Raw genomic sequence first — 13,865 nt, 5'->3', positions numbered from 1 at the left:
GAGGAAGCGCCATGGACGTGGCCCTGTTGCGCACCTTCGTGACCGTGCACCGGGCCGGTTCCTTCACGCGTGCCGCGGCGCTGCTCGGCCTCTCGCAGCCGGCCGTCACCTCCCAGATCCGTACCTTGGAACGGCAGCTGGGCCGCCCTCTCTTCCTGCGCCGGGCCCGCGGGGTGACCCCCACGACCATCGGCGACGAACTCGCGCACAAGGCAGCGCCCCATCTCGACGCCCTTGTGGAAATCGCCGAGACGGAACTCGATGAGCACGCTTCGCTGCGCACCCTCCATCTCGCAGGCCCGCCCGAGTTCACCGCCGAGCGCGCCCTGCCCGCCCTTGCGGAGCTGACCGACGATGACGGCCAGGGGCTCGCCCTGCGCGCCTCTTTCGGGAACGCCGACGAAACGCTGGAAGGGCTCGCCGCCGGGCACCATGACCTGGCCATCACCACGGCTCGGCCGCATGGCGCCCTGCTCACCGCGACCCCGCTCTGCGACGAGGAGCACGTCCTGGTCGCCGCTCCGCGCTGGGCTTCCCGCATCGGTCCCGGCGGGCTGCGCCGTAAGGGCGCACACGCGCTGGAGAGCTTCCCGTTGGTCGAGGTGCACGAGTCACTGCCGTTCGTCGCCCGCTACTGGGCGTCCGTCTTCGACTCCCGCCCGACCGCCGTCGGCACCGTCGTCGTCCCCGATCTGCGTGCGGTCCTCGCCTGCGCCGCCACTGGTGCGGGGCTGGCCGTGCTGCCGCGTTATCTCTGCGCCCTCGCGCTGGAGCGTGGCGAAGTGGTGGCCCTCCATGAACCGGCGATACCTCCGTTGAGGACGTACTTCCTCGTGGTCCGCACCGGCACGATGGCCATGCCGCACATCGCACGGGCGCACGAGTGGCTGCTGCGGACGGCGGCGGACTGGGGCTGATCGCCGGCTGAGGGCCGCGGCGCTGCGGACCGGCTTCCGGCCGATGTCCACGGCGAGGGAAGGTGCACCATGAGGCGAAACCCGGAATTCACTCCGGGTTCGATGCCGTGTGGGGTGTGCCATGTTTCACGTGGAACAAGCTGGGCCACATTTCACCCATGACCGTTCGCCCCGTGGTCAAGCGCACCGCCCGCGCCATCCTGCTCGACGGTGACGACCTGATTCTGATCAAGCGGACCAAGCCCGGCGTCGATCCCTACTGGCTCACACCGGGGGGAGGGGTCGAGCCGTCGGACACGACCGTTGTCGACGCGCTCCACCGCGAAGTGCACGAGGAACTCGGCGCCAAGATCACTGATGTGGTGCCCTGCTTCGTGGACACCGTCGAGCACATCGGCGCGGACCGCGGCGCGACCGGCGTGAAGGTCCAGCACTTCTTCGTCTGCCGCCTCGAGTCCATGGACGAACGCCTGCGGCACGGCCCGGAGGTGGAAGAGCCCACCGGCGAGTACGAGATCGTGCGAGTGCCCTTCACCCGGGTCGGCATCGCATCCGTCCATCTCGTTCCCCTGTCACTGCGGCACTACCTCGACGGGAACATCGAAGGCGTGCGGGCCATGCACGCGCCCGACCTGGGCTGACCCCGGACGAGGGCCTTCCCTATGAGCCCCGGGCCCCGACCCCCGGCAGCAACCAGTCCCTCCACCACGGTGGCTGCGCCGCTCACCAACCGAGAGATCGTCGTGTACGCGCGCACCCGGGCAGCCTCAGTCTCCTTGCCCCAGAGCGCGGAGGCATACGTACTCAACGCGCCGATGAGGCGCTCACGACCAGTTCATAGGCCTCCCACAGATCCCGCCCGACGTAGGAGTGAGTCACGCGGTCCGCCAGGTACTGGTCCGCATCGACCGCGACGGATACCGGAACTGCGTTGAACAGGTCCTTGTCCGACAGCGAGTCGCCGTAGGCGACGCAGTCGGCGCGCCCGACGCCGAACTTCGTGCACAGTCCGTCTGCAATCCGCACCTTGGCGGCGGCACTGAGGATCCCCGCCGGATCCACCGGTTCTGTGAAGGGCAGTGCGGGAAAGCGCGATCCGTACGCCGCATGCGCGCCCCACTGCGTCAGCCGCTCCACGAAGAAGGAGGGGGAGAGCGAGATAACGGCACAGTAGTCACCGTTCTCGCGGATCGCTGTCCACACATCCTCGATCCGGGACAGCCAGGGGGCCGCCGTGAAGGCCGCCTCCACATGCGCGTCCGTGAGCTGCGCCCACAGGGCGCGCACCTGTCTCGCATACTCCGGGGGGCCGATGCGGCCGGCCGCGATCGCCCGGTCCAGCGCCACGGCCTCGGCCTCCAGACCGAGTTGCCGTGAGATCTCCACCGGCGCGGACGTCCCGTGCAGCAACGTTCCGTCCAGATCGAAGAGATGAAGCCTCGTCATGTGCGAGGAGGCTAGTGCCCCAACAGGGGGGCACTCCTCCAGGCTCGGGATGTAGGACATGCCCAGGCCCCTGATCGGACACGCTCAAGCTGCTCGCTGTTTCACGTGGAACATCTGTCCCCCTGCTCTGCGGCAACACATGACATGGCCAAAAGGCGGTACGTCGGTCCGCAAACGAGTGGACGCCAGTGCCTCCGGTCGGACAGCCTGACCTGCGTGTCGACACCTTCCCTCGCTGCTCTGCCCATCCGCCGTCTGACGCCCCGCGATCTCAGCGCCTGCGCCGACCTGTCCGAGGACCGGGGCTGGCCCCGCGAGCAGCACAAGTGGGGGCTGCTCCTTGCCGCGGGGAAGGGCTACGGTATCGACGACCCCGAAGGCGGCCTTGTCACCGCCTGTGTCGTGACCGAGTACGGGTCCCGGTACCGTCCGGAACTGGGGGGCATCGGCATGGTGCTCGTCGCCGAACGGCATGCCCGTCAGGGCGTCGGCCGCAGGCTGATGCGGCATGTGGTGGCGGAGATGGCCGCCACCCCCCTCACGCTGTACGCGACGCCGTACGGCCGTCCCCTGTACGAGGAACTCGGCTTCAAGGTCATTGGCAGTTCCGAGATGGTGCGTGGGCACTTCACGGCGGGTGGACCGCATCCCGCCGTCGCCACCCGCACGGCCACCGCCGAGGACCTTGCCACCCTCGTCCGGCTCGACGCGGAGGTCTTCGGCGTCGATCGCACGCATATGATCACGCGACTGCCCGCCTTCGCCGACGAGTTGCGTGTCGCCGAAGAGGACGGGCGCATCATTGGGTACGCGGCCGCCTGGCCCAACATGGACACCCATGTCGTGGGCCCGCTCATCGCTCGCGACACGGAGACGGCGAAGGCACTCGTCGCGTCCCTGGCCGCCCATACCAACCGCCCATTGCGCACCGACGTCGATACACGGCACGAGGATCTGCTGACATGGCTGAAGGACCACGGGCTCCTCTCCGTCGGCTTCAACGCGGTAATGACGTATGGCATCCCGGACCTGCCCGGTGACTGGACGCGGCGCTTCGCTCCGCTGACGGTGGCGGCGGGCTGACCCCCACCGCCACGACGGCCGCGTCGTCCCCGCAATGCCGGAGACACGCGGCCGGCTCAGCCGGCAAGTGGCAACATCCCGCAGTGGTGGGACTCGACGACCGCGAAGAAGCCCGAGCCGGAGTTATTGGTCCGTGTGGTCGAGCCCGGAACGGGCCTGCCTCGCGTCCTGTCCGGGAGGGCCGTACAACCCGGACGCTGCCCGTGCACAGGTAGCACATGCCCGCGTAGGGTGCGGACATGGGAGATCTTGAGATACGCCCCGCCGTCGCGGATGACGTCCCGGCGATCGTCGCCATGCTCGCCGACGACCCTCTCGGCGCCCAGCGCGAGTCCCCGGACGACCTGACGCCGTACCTGAGGGCGCTGGAGAGGCTGAGCGGCGATCCGAACCAGCATCTCGTGGTCGCCGTACGCGAGGGACGTATCGTCGGCACCCTCCAGCTCACGGTCATCCCAGGACTGTCCCGCAAGGGTGCGACCCGCTCGATCATCGAGGGCGTACGCATCCACGCGGACGAGCGCGGTGGCGGCCTCGGAACGCGGCTCATCGAGTGGGCGATCGACGAATCCCGGCGCCAGGACTGTCAATTGGTCCAGCTGACCTCCGACGCCACACGCACCGACGCCCACCGCTTCTATGAGCGCCTGGGCTTCGAGGCGTCGCACGTGGGTTTCAAGCGGTCACTCTGAGACCATTCACGAACAAAAGGGCATGTTTCACGTGAAACATGCCCCTTCCGGCAGCGACAGGGGCTATCGGATTCCGCTCCACCCTTCCGGGTCCACGCCACCGGGCACAGGAGCCCCTTCGTCGTACGGCTGACGTGTGAACACGAACGACCCCAGGTCCAGATGACTTACGGAGCCGTCGGGCCGCCGTACGGCCTTCAGAAGCTCCCCCGCGTAGTAGCCGTCGAGCCCCGTCCAGGTGCCATCTCCGTTGGGTCGCAGGCGGGAGCGACGGCCCACACCGGACAGTGGCTCCAAAGAAACCCCCCCGTCTGCCGTCAGCCGCAGTGCGACGCCCTGCGTCCCCCAGTACCACTGCCCCGCCAGCTCCAGCACCGCCTGATCCACATCAGGCAGCGGCCGCCACGGTTGGGGGATCCGGGGTTCCGCCTCGGCCACGATGCCGACGAGATCGGCGGCGACGGCGGAGAGCACGGGCCCGGAGGTGCAATTGGCCAATACGACGGCCGCCACATCGTCCTCGACGCTGAAGCTGAGGCTCGCGAGAAAGCCGGGCAGGGAGCCGGTGTGCCCGACCAGGAGGCGACCGTCCCGGTACCGTGTCTCCAGACCGAGGCAGTAGGCGTAACCGGCCGCCACATCCGCGGCCTCGGGCGGCGCGGCGGGCGTGCGCATCTCCTGGACGGACTCCGCGCTCAGGACCCGGTCGCCACCCCGCGAGAGGAAGATGGCGAAGCGGGCCAGGTCAGCCGTGGTCGACCACAGCTGACCGGCGGGTGCCATCCTCCCCAGATCCTCGGCAGGCTCCGGCAGCATCACATCCGCCCACGGATGCACGGCCCAGCCGCCGACATGCGGAGCCTGCGGTCGGACACTCGTGCGATGCAACCCCAGGGGTTCAAGCACCTCACGCAACAGAACGTCCTCCCAGGGAGCCCCGCGGACCTCCTCGACCAGCGCGCCCAGGAGCGTATAGCCGGGGTTGGAGTAGTGGAACCTGCGACCAACCGGGTGCCGCAGGGGCTGCTCGCCCAGCACGTCCGAGAGTTCGGGGCGCAAGGTGCCGGGCGTGCGCTCCCACCACGGCGCGGGCGACTCGGCTGCCAATCCGCCCGTATGCGCGAGGAGTTCGGCGATGGTGGCCTCCCCCGCCCCGGTGCCGGGCAGATGCTTCTCCAGGGGGTCACCGAGGTCCAGGAGGCCCTCGTCGCGCAGCCTCAGCACGAGGACCGCAGTGAAGGTCTTGGTGATCGAGCCGATCCGGTACTGCACGTTCTCGTCCGGCGCATGTCCGTCCACGCAGGTACGGGAACCGTGCCACACCGTCTGCCCGTCCCGGACGACCGCCGCCACCAGCGACGGCGCCCGTCCCTCGGTCTGTGCTACGGCGATGCGATGCAGCAGGGCCCGGCGCGTGGCCGGAAGCAGCTCTTCCTGAGATGTCGTCATGGGCCCAGTCCACCCGACCACGCATCTCACGTCGAGCCTATTCTCTGGGCGCCACTGCCCCGGGAACACCGGTCAGGTCTGCGCCATGTCCACGAAGCGTGAGTAGTGGCCCTGGAAGGCGACTGTGATCGTCGCCGTCGGGCCGTTTCGGTGCTTTCCGACGATGATGTCCGCCTCGCCCGCGCGCGGCGACTCCTTCTCGTACGCGTCCTCACGGTGCAGCAGGATCACCATGTCCGCGTCCTGCTCGATCGAACCCGACTCACGCAGATCGGACACCATGGGCTTCTTGTCCGTGCGCTGCTCTGGGCCTCGGTTGAGCTGCGAGAGCGCGATCACCGGCAGCTCCAGCTCCTTGGCCAGCAGCTTCAGGTTCCGGGACATCTCGGAGACTTCTTGCTGCCGGCTCTCGGACCGCTTGGAGCCGGATTGCATGAGCTGCAGATAGTCGATGACGACCAGCTTCAGGTCGTTGCGCTGTTTGAGGCGGCGGCACTTGGCACGAATCTCCATCATCGACAGGTTCGGCGAGTCGTCGATGTAGAGCGGAGCGGCCGACACATCCGGCATGCGGCGTGCGAGCCGGGTCCAGTCCTCGTCCGTCATCGTGCCGGACCGCATGTGGTGCAGGGCCACCCGCGCCTCGGCGGACAACAGGCGCATCGCGATCTCATTGCGGCCCATTTCGAGCGAGAAGATCACACTCGGCAGGTTGTGCTTGATGGAGGCCGCCCGTGCGAAGTCCAGGGCCAGTGTCGACTTACCCATGGCGGGGCGGGCCGCAATAATGATCATCTGACCGGGATGCAGGCCGTTGGTGAGCTGGTCGAGATCGGTGAAGCCGGTCGGCACACCGGTCATCTCCCCCGATCGCGAGCCGATCGCCTCGATCTCGTCGAGCGCCCCCTCCATGATCTCGCTGAGCGGCAGATAGTCCTCGGCCGTGCGCTGTTCGGTGACCGCGAAGATCTCGGACTGGGCGCTGTTGACGATCTCGTCGATATCGCCGTCGGCCGCATACCCCATCTGGGTGATGCGTGTCCCCGCCTCGACCAGGCGGCGCAGCACCGCGCGCTCGTGCACGATCTGCGCGTAGTACTCCGCGTTCGCCGCGGTCGGGACCGTCTGCACCAGCGTGTGCAGATACGAGGCTCCGCCGACCTTCGTGATCTCGCCGCGCTTGGTCAGCTCGGCGGCAACCGTGATGGGGTCGGCCGGCTCGCCCTTCGCGTACAGGTCGAGGATCGCCTGGTAGATCGTCTCGTGCGCGGGCCGGTAGAAGTCGTGGCCCTTGAGGATCTCCACGACGTCGGCAATCGCGTCCTTGGAAAGGAGCATGCCACCGAGAACGGACTGCTCCGCGTCGAGGTCCTGCGGCGGGACACGCTCGAAGGAGGAGCCCGCCCCGTCCCATGCCTCGCTGTCCCGGCCGCGGTCGTGCTGCTCGTCGCGACTTTGGCCGCCCTCGTGGCGTCGGCGGGAGGCGGGTACACGACCGCTGGGACCGCTATCGGCCCACGGGTCGTCCAAGGGCTCGGAAATGCTCACCGGGCCACCTCCTCCCGTCCGCCTGAGCGGACTTCGTCGTGCACCTCGTTTTTAGGGCACGACACTGACAAAGTGCGAGTCCCAGCTCCGGTTCAGACGCATGGTGTTGCACGTTCTCCAAGGGCGCGCGCGGAGCGGGCGCCGGACCACGTTAGGCCTGTCGGCACCGTCAGCCAATCTGGTTATCCACAGGGCATGTGGACGACGGCCCCTACACTGTGGACAACTCCGCAAAACCTGTGCACGACACGGTGGACAGCCCTGTGAACAAGCCCTCAGACACCTCACTGAATCGACTCTGACCTGCTCTTTTCCCATCCACTGGCTGTGCAGAAGAAAAACTTCCCCAGCAGGATCAAGATCGTCACGATTGGTGCGCAGCGCCGCACAGAAGTAAGGGGCTCAGTGGTGTTGCATCTCTTACTTGTGGACGGTTAGATTGGCGGTCATGACACAGGCTCCCGCGACACCCCGCGCCTTCCGACGCCGGCACGACCGGGAGATCGTCGCACTGGCCGTTCCGGCCTTCGGCGCACTCGTCGCAGAGCCCCTCTTCCTGATGGCCGACAGCGCAATCGTCGGCCACCTCGGCACCGCGCAACTGGCCGGGCTCGCGGTCGCCTCGGCACTCTTGACCACCGCCGTGAGCGTCTTCGTCTTCCTCGCGTACGCCACCACGGCCGCGGTCGCCCGCCGGGTCGGCGCGGACGATCTGCGGGCCGCCCTCCGCCAGGGGATGGACGGCATCTGGCTGGCGCTTCTGCTCGGAGCGGCCGTTATCGCCGTCGTCCTACCCACGGCGCCCGGAATCGTGGACCTCTTCGGCGCCTCACAGACCGCCGCCCCATACGCGACGACGTATCTGCGGATCTCGGCACTCGGCATCCCCGCAATGCTCGTCGTGCTCGCCGCGACTGGTGTCCTACGCGGCCTGCAGGACACGAGGACACCGCTGTACGTAGCCGTCGCGGGCTTCGTCGTGAACGCAGCCCTCAATGCGGGCCTTGTCTACGGCGTCGGCCTGGGCATCGCCGGTTCCGCCTGGGGCACCGTCATCGCCCAGTGCGGCATGGCCGCCGTGTACCTGTACGTCGTCGTCCGCGGTGCCCGCCGCCACGGCGCCTCACTTCGCCCGGACCTAGCTGGGATACGTGCCTGCGCACAGGCGGGAACTCCCCTGTTGGTCCGCACGCTCTCGCTGCGGGCGATCCTGATGATCGCCACCGCTGTCGCCGCCAGGCTCGGGGACGCGGACATCGCAGCCCATCAGGTCGCCCTGTCGCTGTGGAACCTGCTCGCCTTCGCCCTGGACGCGATCGCTATCGCCGGTCAGGCCATCATCGGGCGCTATCTCGGCGCGGACGACCCTCAGGGTGCCCGCGCAGCGTGTCACCGCATGGTCCAGTGGGGCTTCATCGCCGGGGTCGTGCTCGGACTTCTGGTTCTCATGGCCCGCCCGCTGTTCCTGCCCCTGTTCACCAGCGACGCGACCGTCCACCGTGCGGCCCTGCCCGCCCTGATGCTCGTGGCCCTCGGGCAGCCCATCTGCGGCATCGTCTTCGTCCTGGACGGTGTCTTGATGGGGGCCGGGGATGGGCCGTATCTGGCCTGGGCGATGTTGCTGACGCTGGCGGTCTTCGCTCCCGTAGCTTTGCTCGTTCCGGTCCTCGGTGGTGGACTGACCGCCGTGTGGGCAGCGATGACGCTGATGATGACCGTACGGATGCTCACGCTGTGGCTGCGCACCCGCTCGGGCCGCTGGCTCGTAACGGGCGCGACGCGCTGACGGACCGACGGCCTCGGCTCGGCTCCGCGCCGTTTCACGTGAAACACCACGTCAGTGAAACGGCACGCATGACTGCCACTCACGAAGAAGGGCCGTACCCCTCGGGTACGACCCTTCTCTCAGCTGTTCAAGCCAAGCGCGGCGTCAGGCCGCGACGACCTCGACGTTGACCTTGGCGGCAACCTCAGGGTGCAGACGCACGGACGTCTCGTGAGAGCCCAGCGTCTTGATCGGCGCGCCCAGCTCAATGCGCCGCTTGTCGACCTCGGGGCCACCGGAGGCCTTGATCGCCGAGGCGATGTCGGCCGGGGTGACGGAACCGAACAGACGGCCGGCGTCGCCGGAGCGGACGGCCAGACGGACCTTCACGCCCTCGAGCTGGGCCTTGATCTGGTTGGCCTGCTCGATGGTCTGGATCTCGTGGATCTTGCGAGCACGACGGATCTGCGCGACGTCCTTCTCGCCACCCTTGGTCCAGCGGATCGCGAACTTCCGCGGGATCAGGTAGTTGCGAGCGTAACCGTCCTTGACGTCAACGACGTCGCCCGCGGCACCGAGGCCGGAAACCTCGTGGGTGAGGATGATCTTCATGAGTCGGTCACCCTTCCCTTAGCGCGCGGTGGAGGTGTAGGGCAGCAGCGCCATCTCACGGCTGTTCTTGACAGCCGTGGCGACGTCACGCTGGTGCTGCGTGCAGTTGCCGGTCACGCGGCGGGCACGGATCTTGCCGCGGTCGGAAATGAACTTCCGCAGCATGTTCGTGTCCTTGTAGTCCACGTACGTGACCTTGTCCTTGCAGAAAGCGCAGACCTTCTTCTTCGGCTTGCGCACAGGCGGCTTCGCCATGGTGTTTCTCCTGTGTGATCAAGAAGTTTGGGTAACGACCCACCCTCGACCCGGCCGGTCCGAAAGGACCCGGCGCCGAGGCCTAGAAGGGGGGCTCGTCCGAGTAGCCGCCGCCACCGCCGGAGCCACCGCCGGAGCCACCGCCCCAGCCACCGCCCTGCTGGCCGCCGGCCGGAGCGCCGGACGCCCACGGGTCGTCGGCCGGAGCACCGCCGCCCTGCTGGCCGCCACCGGGGCCACCGCCCCAGCCGCCGCCCTGCTGGCCGCCCCCGCCGCCGTAACCGCCCTGGCCACCGCGACCGGAGGTCTTGGTGACCTTGGCCGTGGCGTTACGCAGGCTCGCGCCGACCTCGTCGACGTCGAGCTCGAAGACCGTACGCTTGACGCCCTCCCGGTCCTCGTAGGACCGCTGCTTCAGCCGGCCCTGCACGATGACGCGCATGCCTCGCTGGAGCGACTCGGCGACGTTCTCCGCCGCCTGACGCCAGACCGAGCAGGTCAGGAAGAGGCTCTCGCCGTCCTTCCACTCGTTCGTCTGACGGTCGAAGGTGCGGGGAGTGGACGCGACGCGGAACTTCGCGACCGCCGCACCGGACGGGGTGAAGCGCAGCTCGGGGTCATCGACAAGATTGCCGACGACCGTGATGACGGTCTCGCCTGCCATGGGGGAACCTCTCGGCGGGTTTGCTGCTGGCTGCTTGTGCTGCTACTCGAATCCCGAGATCAGCTGAGCGGAGGGCTCAGTGGGTCTCGGGGCGGAGGACCTTGGTCCGGAGGACCGACTCGTTCAGGTTCATCTGGCGGTCGAGCTCCTTGACGACCGCAGGCTCGGCCTGCAGGTCGATGACCGAGTAGATGCCCTCGGGCTTCTTCTTGATCTCGTACGCGAGACGACGACGGCCCCAGGTGTCGACCTTCTCGACCTTTCCGCCACCGTCACGGACGACAGAAAGGAAGTTCTCGATCAGCGGGGAGACAGCGCGCTCCTCGAGATCGGGGTCGAGGATGACCATCACCTCGTAGTGACGCATGTGGAACCCACCTCCTTTGGACTCAGCGGCCACGGTCGTTCCGTGGCAGGAGGGTTGTGATGCGTACGCAACGGTATCGGCCGCCACTGACAATCGGGGGCCAGTCGACGGATTCCCCGGCTCAGCCTGGGCAGACACCGGTGCAGACGGTACAGAGTACCTGCACACGAGCTTCCGGTTGAAATCCGGCCGTGAGGCCCGTCAATCTGTACACATCGGGTGTGTACGGCGCTACGATGCGCCGCCTTCCGCAGGAGGTGCCCCATGGCACAGGTATTGCGACCCAACACCACCGGATCCCTCTTCGCCACGGACGGCAAGGCCCATCCCCTCCAGACCACCCTGCTCGTGGTGACCCTGGTGCTGGGGGTCACGGCCTTTGTCACGGCGATGATCGGCGGCCTGCATCTGATCAGCTCCTGGACCGGCCTGGTGGGGATCTTCACCGGCGCGTACGGACAGCTCGTCTCCGTCACGACCCGTGAGCGCTTCGGATTGATCCTGGGGCTCGGGGCCTCCGCCATCGGCTTCTTCCTCGGCATGGCCAACGGCGGCCTCTTCGGAGGGATCATCGGCTGACCCGTCAGGTCGCCAGCCGGGCCCACGGGGTCCGCCGGAAGACCTGACGGGCCCACAGGTCCCATACGGCCAGACGGGGCGCTCACAGGGCGCAGTAGGCTTCGGCGCGAGAGCCGGAGCCCCTGTACCCATGGGGACACACCAGCCCGAGGAGCGCCCCGAATGAGCCTGACCCTGAGGACGATCAGCCGCGAGCAGCATCTGGCGTACATCCAGAGCCTGCCGGCGGCGAGCCACATGCAGGTCCCGGCCTGGGCGGACGTCAAGGCGGAGTGGCGCTCCGAGAGCCTCGGTTGGTTCGACAGGAACGGCCAACTGGTGGGCGTCGGACTGGTCCTCTACCGCCAGCTGCCCAAGATCAAGCGCTACCTCGCGTACCTCCCCGAGGGTCCGGTCATCAACTGGTTCGCACCGAACCTGGACGACTGGATCCAGCCGATGCTCGCTCACCTCAAGCAGCAGGGCGCCTTCTCCGTGAAGATGGGACCGCCGGTGATCATCCGGCGCTGGGAGGCCAGCTCCATCAAGCAGGGCATCCAGAACCCGGACGTGAAGCGCCTGCGCGACATCGAGGCGGACTTCATCGAGCCGCGCGCCTTCGAGGTGGCCGACAAGCTGCGCCGTATGGGCTGGCAGCAGGGCGAGGACGGCGGCGCCGGCTTCGGCGACGTCCAGCCCCGCTACGTCTACCAGGTACCGCTCGCGAACCGCTCCCTGGAAGAGGTCCACAAGAACTTCAACCAGCTGTGGCGCCGCAACATCAAGAAGGCCGAGAAGGCCGGTGTCGAGGTGGTCCAGGGCGGCTACCACGACCTCGAGGAATGGCAGCGGCTGTACGAAATCACGGCCGTGCGCGACCACTTCCGGCCTCGCCCGTTGTCGTACTTCCAGCGCATGTGGACGGCCCTCAACACCGAGGACCCCAACCGCATGCGCCTCTACTTCGCCCGGCACAACGGAGTGAACCTGTCGGCGGCGACCATGCTGGTCGTCGGCGGACACGTCTGGTACTCCTACGGCGCCTCCGACAACATCGGCCGTGAGGTACGGCCCTCGAACGCCATGCAGTGGCGGATGCTGCGCGACGCCTACGCGCTCGGCGCCACCGTCTACGACCTGCGCGGCATCTCCGACTCGCTGGACGAGACCGACCACCTCTTCGGCCTGATCCAGTTCAAGGTGGGCACGGGCGGACAGGCCGCCGAGTACCTCGGCGAGTGGGACTTCCCGCTCAACAAGCTGCTTCACAAGGCGCTCGACATCTACATGTCCCGCCGCTGACCCCGCCGCAGGCCCGTGCCGGGCCGATCAGAAGACAGCCTGGCACCGCCCCGTCGGCCCGACGGATCCGTCACAATTCCTCTCAGACCCCCGACACACCGCAGTCACGAGAAAGGTTCCGGGACCGGCCATGGCGCTCACGCTCTACGTCGACACCGCGCGCTGGCGAGCACACCACAAGCATGTGCAGGAGCAGTTCCCGGGGCTCGTCCCGGTCTGCAAGGGCAACGGCTACGGCTTCGGCCACGAGCGGCTGGCGGAGGAGGCCACGCGCCTGGGCGCGGACGTCCTCGCCGTGGGCACGACGTACGAGGCAGCCCGCATCAAGGACTGGTTCAGCGGCGACCTGCTGGTGCTGACGCCGTTCCGCCGGGGTGAGGAGCCCGTGCCGCTGCCCGACCGTGTCATCCGCTCGGTGTCGTCCATCGACGGCATCTACGGGCTCGTGGGCGCCCGGGTGGTCATCGAGGTGATGTCCTCCATGAAGCGGCACGGCGTGAGCGAGCAGGAACTGGCGCAGCTGCACGCCGCCATAGAGAATGTCCGCCTCGAGGGCTTCGCCATCCACCTGCCGCTGGACCGCACCGACGGCTCCGACGCCGTCGAGGAGGTCATCGGCTGGATGGACCGGCTGCGCGCGGCCCGGCTGCCGCTGCACACGATGTTCGTCAGCCACCTCAAGGCCGAGGAACTGGTCCGGCTCCAGCAGCAGTTCCCGCAGACGCGTTTCCGCGCCCGCATCGGCACCCGGCTGTGGCTGGGGGACCATGAGGCCACCGAGTACCGCGGGGCCGTCCTGGACGTCACGCGCGTCTCCAAGGGCGACCGCTTCGGCTACCGGCAGCAGAAGGCGGCTTCCGACGGGTTCCTGGTCGTCGTGGCGGGCGGAACGTCGCACGGAGTGGGCCTGGAGGCCCCCAAGGCCCTCCACGGCGTCATGCCCCGCGCCAAGGGTGTCGCCCGGGCCGGCCTCGCGACGGTGAACCGGAACCTGTCGCCGTTCGTCTGGGCTGGCAAGCAGCGCTGGTTCGCCGAGCCGCCGCACATGCAGGTCTCGATCCTCTTCGTACCGGCGGACGCCACCGAGCCGACGGTCGGCGACGAGCTGGTGGCGCATCTGCGCCATACCACCACACAGTTCGACCGGCTCGTCGACTGCTGAGCCCGGGGCGTAAGCGCGAAAGGCCGTACACAGCACCCGTGTAGG

At 68.1% G+C, this 13,865-nt stretch carries 15 protein-coding genes; 8 read left to right on the top strand and 7 right to left on the bottom strand.

The window, feature by feature from the left end; all coding sequences use genetic code 11:
* The first annotated feature begins 11 nt into the window (after positions 1 to 11).
* Both BIV24_RS14475 and BIV24_RS14470 read left to right on the top strand, forming a co-directional pair.
* Positions 12 to 917 carry a LysR family transcriptional regulator gene (locus BIV24_RS14475; protein ID WP_071366700.1) on the top strand — a complete coding sequence of 302 codons (906 nt, stop codon included), beginning with the start codon at positions 12 to 14 and terminating at the stop codon, positions 915 to 917.
* Positions 918 to 1,075: 158 nt separating this feature from the next.
* A complete protein-coding gene (locus tag BIV24_RS14470) occupies positions 1,076 to 1,558 on the top strand; it encodes an NUDIX domain-containing protein (RefSeq protein ID WP_071366699.1) in 483 nt (160 codons plus the stop codon).
* Positions 1,559 to 1,721: 163 nt separating this feature from the next.
* On the opposite strand, the gene BIV24_RS14465 is transcribed toward BIV24_RS14470, so the two are convergent.
* Entirely contained in the window at positions 1,722 to 2,363 is a 642-nt protein-coding gene (locus tag BIV24_RS14465; protein WP_071366698.1) for an HAD family hydrolase, read from the bottom strand.
* 216 nt (positions 2,364 to 2,579) lie between these two features.
* Between BIV24_RS14465 and BIV24_RS14460 the strand changes: the two genes are divergently transcribed.
* Both BIV24_RS14460 and BIV24_RS14455 read left to right on the top strand, forming a co-directional pair.
* Positions 2,580 to 3,446, top strand: a complete 867-nt coding sequence (locus BIV24_RS14460) for a GNAT family N-acetyltransferase (RefSeq protein WP_071366697.1) — start codon at positions 2,580 to 2,582, stop codon at positions 3,444 to 3,446.
* Between the two features lie 239 nt (positions 3,447 to 3,685).
* Positions 3,686 to 4,138 (top strand): GNAT family N-acetyltransferase, encoded by a 453-nt coding sequence (locus BIV24_RS14455; protein ID WP_071366696.1) that lies wholly within the window; start codon positions 3,686 to 3,688, stop codon positions 4,136 to 4,138.
* Positions 4,139 to 4,201: 63 nt separating this feature from the next.
* Here the strand turns inward: BIV24_RS14455 and BIV24_RS14450 are convergent, their stop codons facing one another.
* Positions 4,202 to 5,587, bottom strand: coding sequence for a serine hydrolase domain-containing protein (locus BIV24_RS14450; protein WP_071366695.1), 1,386 nt, complete (start codon positions 5,585 to 5,587; stop codon positions 4,202 to 4,204).
* A 72-nt stretch (positions 5,588 to 5,659) separates the two neighbouring features.
* A complete protein-coding gene (gene dnaB / locus BIV24_RS14445) occupies positions 5,660 to 7,135 on the bottom strand; it encodes a replicative DNA helicase (RefSeq protein ID WP_071366694.1) in 1,476 nt (491 codons plus the stop codon).
* Positions 7,136 to 7,583: 448 nt separating this feature from the next.
* Here dnaB and BIV24_RS14440 point away from each other — a divergent pair, with 448 nt between their 5' ends.
* On the top strand, positions 7,584 to 8,921 hold the full coding sequence (locus BIV24_RS14440; RefSeq protein ID WP_071366826.1) for an MATE family efflux transporter: 1,338 nt from the start codon (positions 7,584 to 7,586) through the stop codon (positions 8,919 to 8,921).
* A 144-nt stretch (positions 8,922 to 9,065) separates the two neighbouring features.
* Here BIV24_RS14440 and rplI read toward each other — a convergent pair whose 3' ends face one another.
* From rplI to rpsF, 4 genes are all read right to left on the bottom strand, one after another.
* Positions 9,066 to 9,512, bottom strand: coding sequence for a 50S ribosomal protein L9 (rplI, locus tag BIV24_RS14435; RefSeq protein WP_071366693.1), 447 nt, complete (start codon positions 9,510 to 9,512; stop codon positions 9,066 to 9,068).
* A gap of 18 nt (positions 9,513 to 9,530) precedes the next feature.
* A complete protein-coding gene (rpsR, locus tag BIV24_RS14430) occupies positions 9,531 to 9,767 on the bottom strand; it encodes a 30S ribosomal protein S18 (RefSeq protein ID WP_003949403.1) in 237 nt (78 codons plus the stop codon).
* Between the two features lie 82 nt (positions 9,768 to 9,849).
* On the bottom strand, positions 9,850 to 10,431 hold the full coding sequence (locus BIV24_RS14425; RefSeq protein WP_071366692.1) for a single-stranded DNA-binding protein: 582 nt from the start codon (positions 10,429 to 10,431) through the stop codon (positions 9,850 to 9,852).
* A 76-nt stretch (positions 10,432 to 10,507) separates the two neighbouring features.
* Positions 10,508 to 10,798 carry a 30S ribosomal protein S6 gene (rpsF, locus tag BIV24_RS14420; RefSeq protein ID WP_014673750.1) on the bottom strand — a complete coding sequence of 97 codons (291 nt, stop codon included), beginning with the start codon at positions 10,796 to 10,798 and terminating at the stop codon, positions 10,508 to 10,510.
* A gap of 264 nt (positions 10,799 to 11,062) precedes the next feature.
* Here rpsF and BIV24_RS14415 point away from each other — a divergent pair, with 264 nt between their 5' ends.
* From BIV24_RS14415 to BIV24_RS14405, 3 genes are all read left to right on the top strand, one after another.
* The gene (locus BIV24_RS14415; RefSeq protein ID WP_071366691.1) at positions 11,063 to 11,377 is read left to right on the top strand and encodes a hypothetical protein; all 315 of its coding nucleotides are present in this window, start codon (positions 11,063 to 11,065) and stop codon (positions 11,375 to 11,377) included.
* A gap of 162 nt (positions 11,378 to 11,539) precedes the next feature.
* On the top strand, positions 11,540 to 12,658 hold the full coding sequence (gene femX, locus BIV24_RS14410) for a peptidoglycan bridge formation glycyltransferase FemX (protein ID WP_071366690.1): 1,119 nt from the start codon (positions 11,540 to 11,542) through the stop codon (positions 12,656 to 12,658).
* 130 nt (positions 12,659 to 12,788) lie between these two features.
* Positions 12,789 to 13,820 (top strand): alanine racemase, encoded by a 1,032-nt coding sequence (locus BIV24_RS14405; RefSeq protein ID WP_071366689.1) that lies wholly within the window; start codon positions 12,789 to 12,791, stop codon positions 13,818 to 13,820.
* The last annotated feature ends 45 nt before the right edge of the window (positions 13,821 to 13,865 follow it).

Origin of the sequence: Streptomyces colonosanans (assembly GCF_001866645.1) — a bacterium.
Classification (GTDB): domain Bacteria; phylum Actinomycetota; class Actinomycetes; order Streptomycetales; family Streptomycetaceae; genus Streptomyces; species Streptomyces colonosanans.
Note: the sequence above shows the minus strand (reverse complement) of the source record. Positions and strands in the feature narration are given on the sequence as shown.

Excerpts from the sequence above, each read along its gene's own strand:
- BIV24_RS14425 (WP_071366692.1), bottom strand. The coding sequence starts at position 10,431 with ATGGCAGGCGAGACCGTCATCACGGTCGTCGGCAATCTTGTCGATGAC.
- femX (WP_071366690.1), top strand. The coding sequence starts at position 11,540 with ATGAGCCTGACCCTGAGGACGATCAGCCGCGAGCAGCATCTGGCGTAC.
- BIV24_RS14455 (WP_071366696.1), top strand. The coding sequence starts at position 3,686 with ATGGGAGATCTTGAGATACGCCCCGCCGTCGCGGATGACGTCCCGGCG.
- BIV24_RS14450 (WP_071366695.1), bottom strand. The coding sequence starts at position 5,587 with ATGACGACATCTCAGGAAGAGCTGCTTCCGGCCACGCGCCGGGCCCTG.
- BIV24_RS14465 (WP_071366698.1), bottom strand. The coding sequence starts at position 2,363 with ATGACGAGGCTTCATCTCTTCGATCTGGACGGAACGTTGCTGCACGGG.
- BIV24_RS14440 (WP_071366826.1), top strand. The coding sequence starts at position 7,584 with ATGACACAGGCTCCCGCGACACCCCGCGCCTTCCGACGCCGGCACGAC.
- BIV24_RS14470 (WP_071366699.1), top strand. The coding sequence starts at position 1,076 with ATGACCGTTCGCCCCGTGGTCAAGCGCACCGCCCGCGCCATCCTGCTC.
- rplI (WP_071366693.1), bottom strand. The coding sequence starts at position 9,512 with ATGAAGATCATCCTCACCCACGAGGTTTCCGGCCTCGGTGCCGCGGGC.
- rpsR (WP_003949403.1), bottom strand. The coding sequence starts at position 9,767 with ATGGCGAAGCCGCCTGTGCGCAAGCCGAAGAAGAAGGTCTGCGCTTTC.
- BIV24_RS14475 (WP_071366700.1), top strand. The coding sequence starts at position 12 with ATGGACGTGGCCCTGTTGCGCACCTTCGTGACCGTGCACCGGGCCGGT.
- BIV24_RS14405 (WP_071366689.1), top strand. The coding sequence starts at position 12,789 with ATGGCGCTCACGCTCTACGTCGACACCGCGCGCTGGCGAGCACACCAC.
- rpsF (WP_014673750.1), bottom strand. The coding sequence starts at position 10,798 with ATGCGTCACTACGAGGTGATGGTCATCCTCGACCCCGATCTCGAGGAG.
- BIV24_RS14415 (WP_071366691.1), top strand. The coding sequence starts at position 11,063 with ATGGCACAGGTATTGCGACCCAACACCACCGGATCCCTCTTCGCCACG.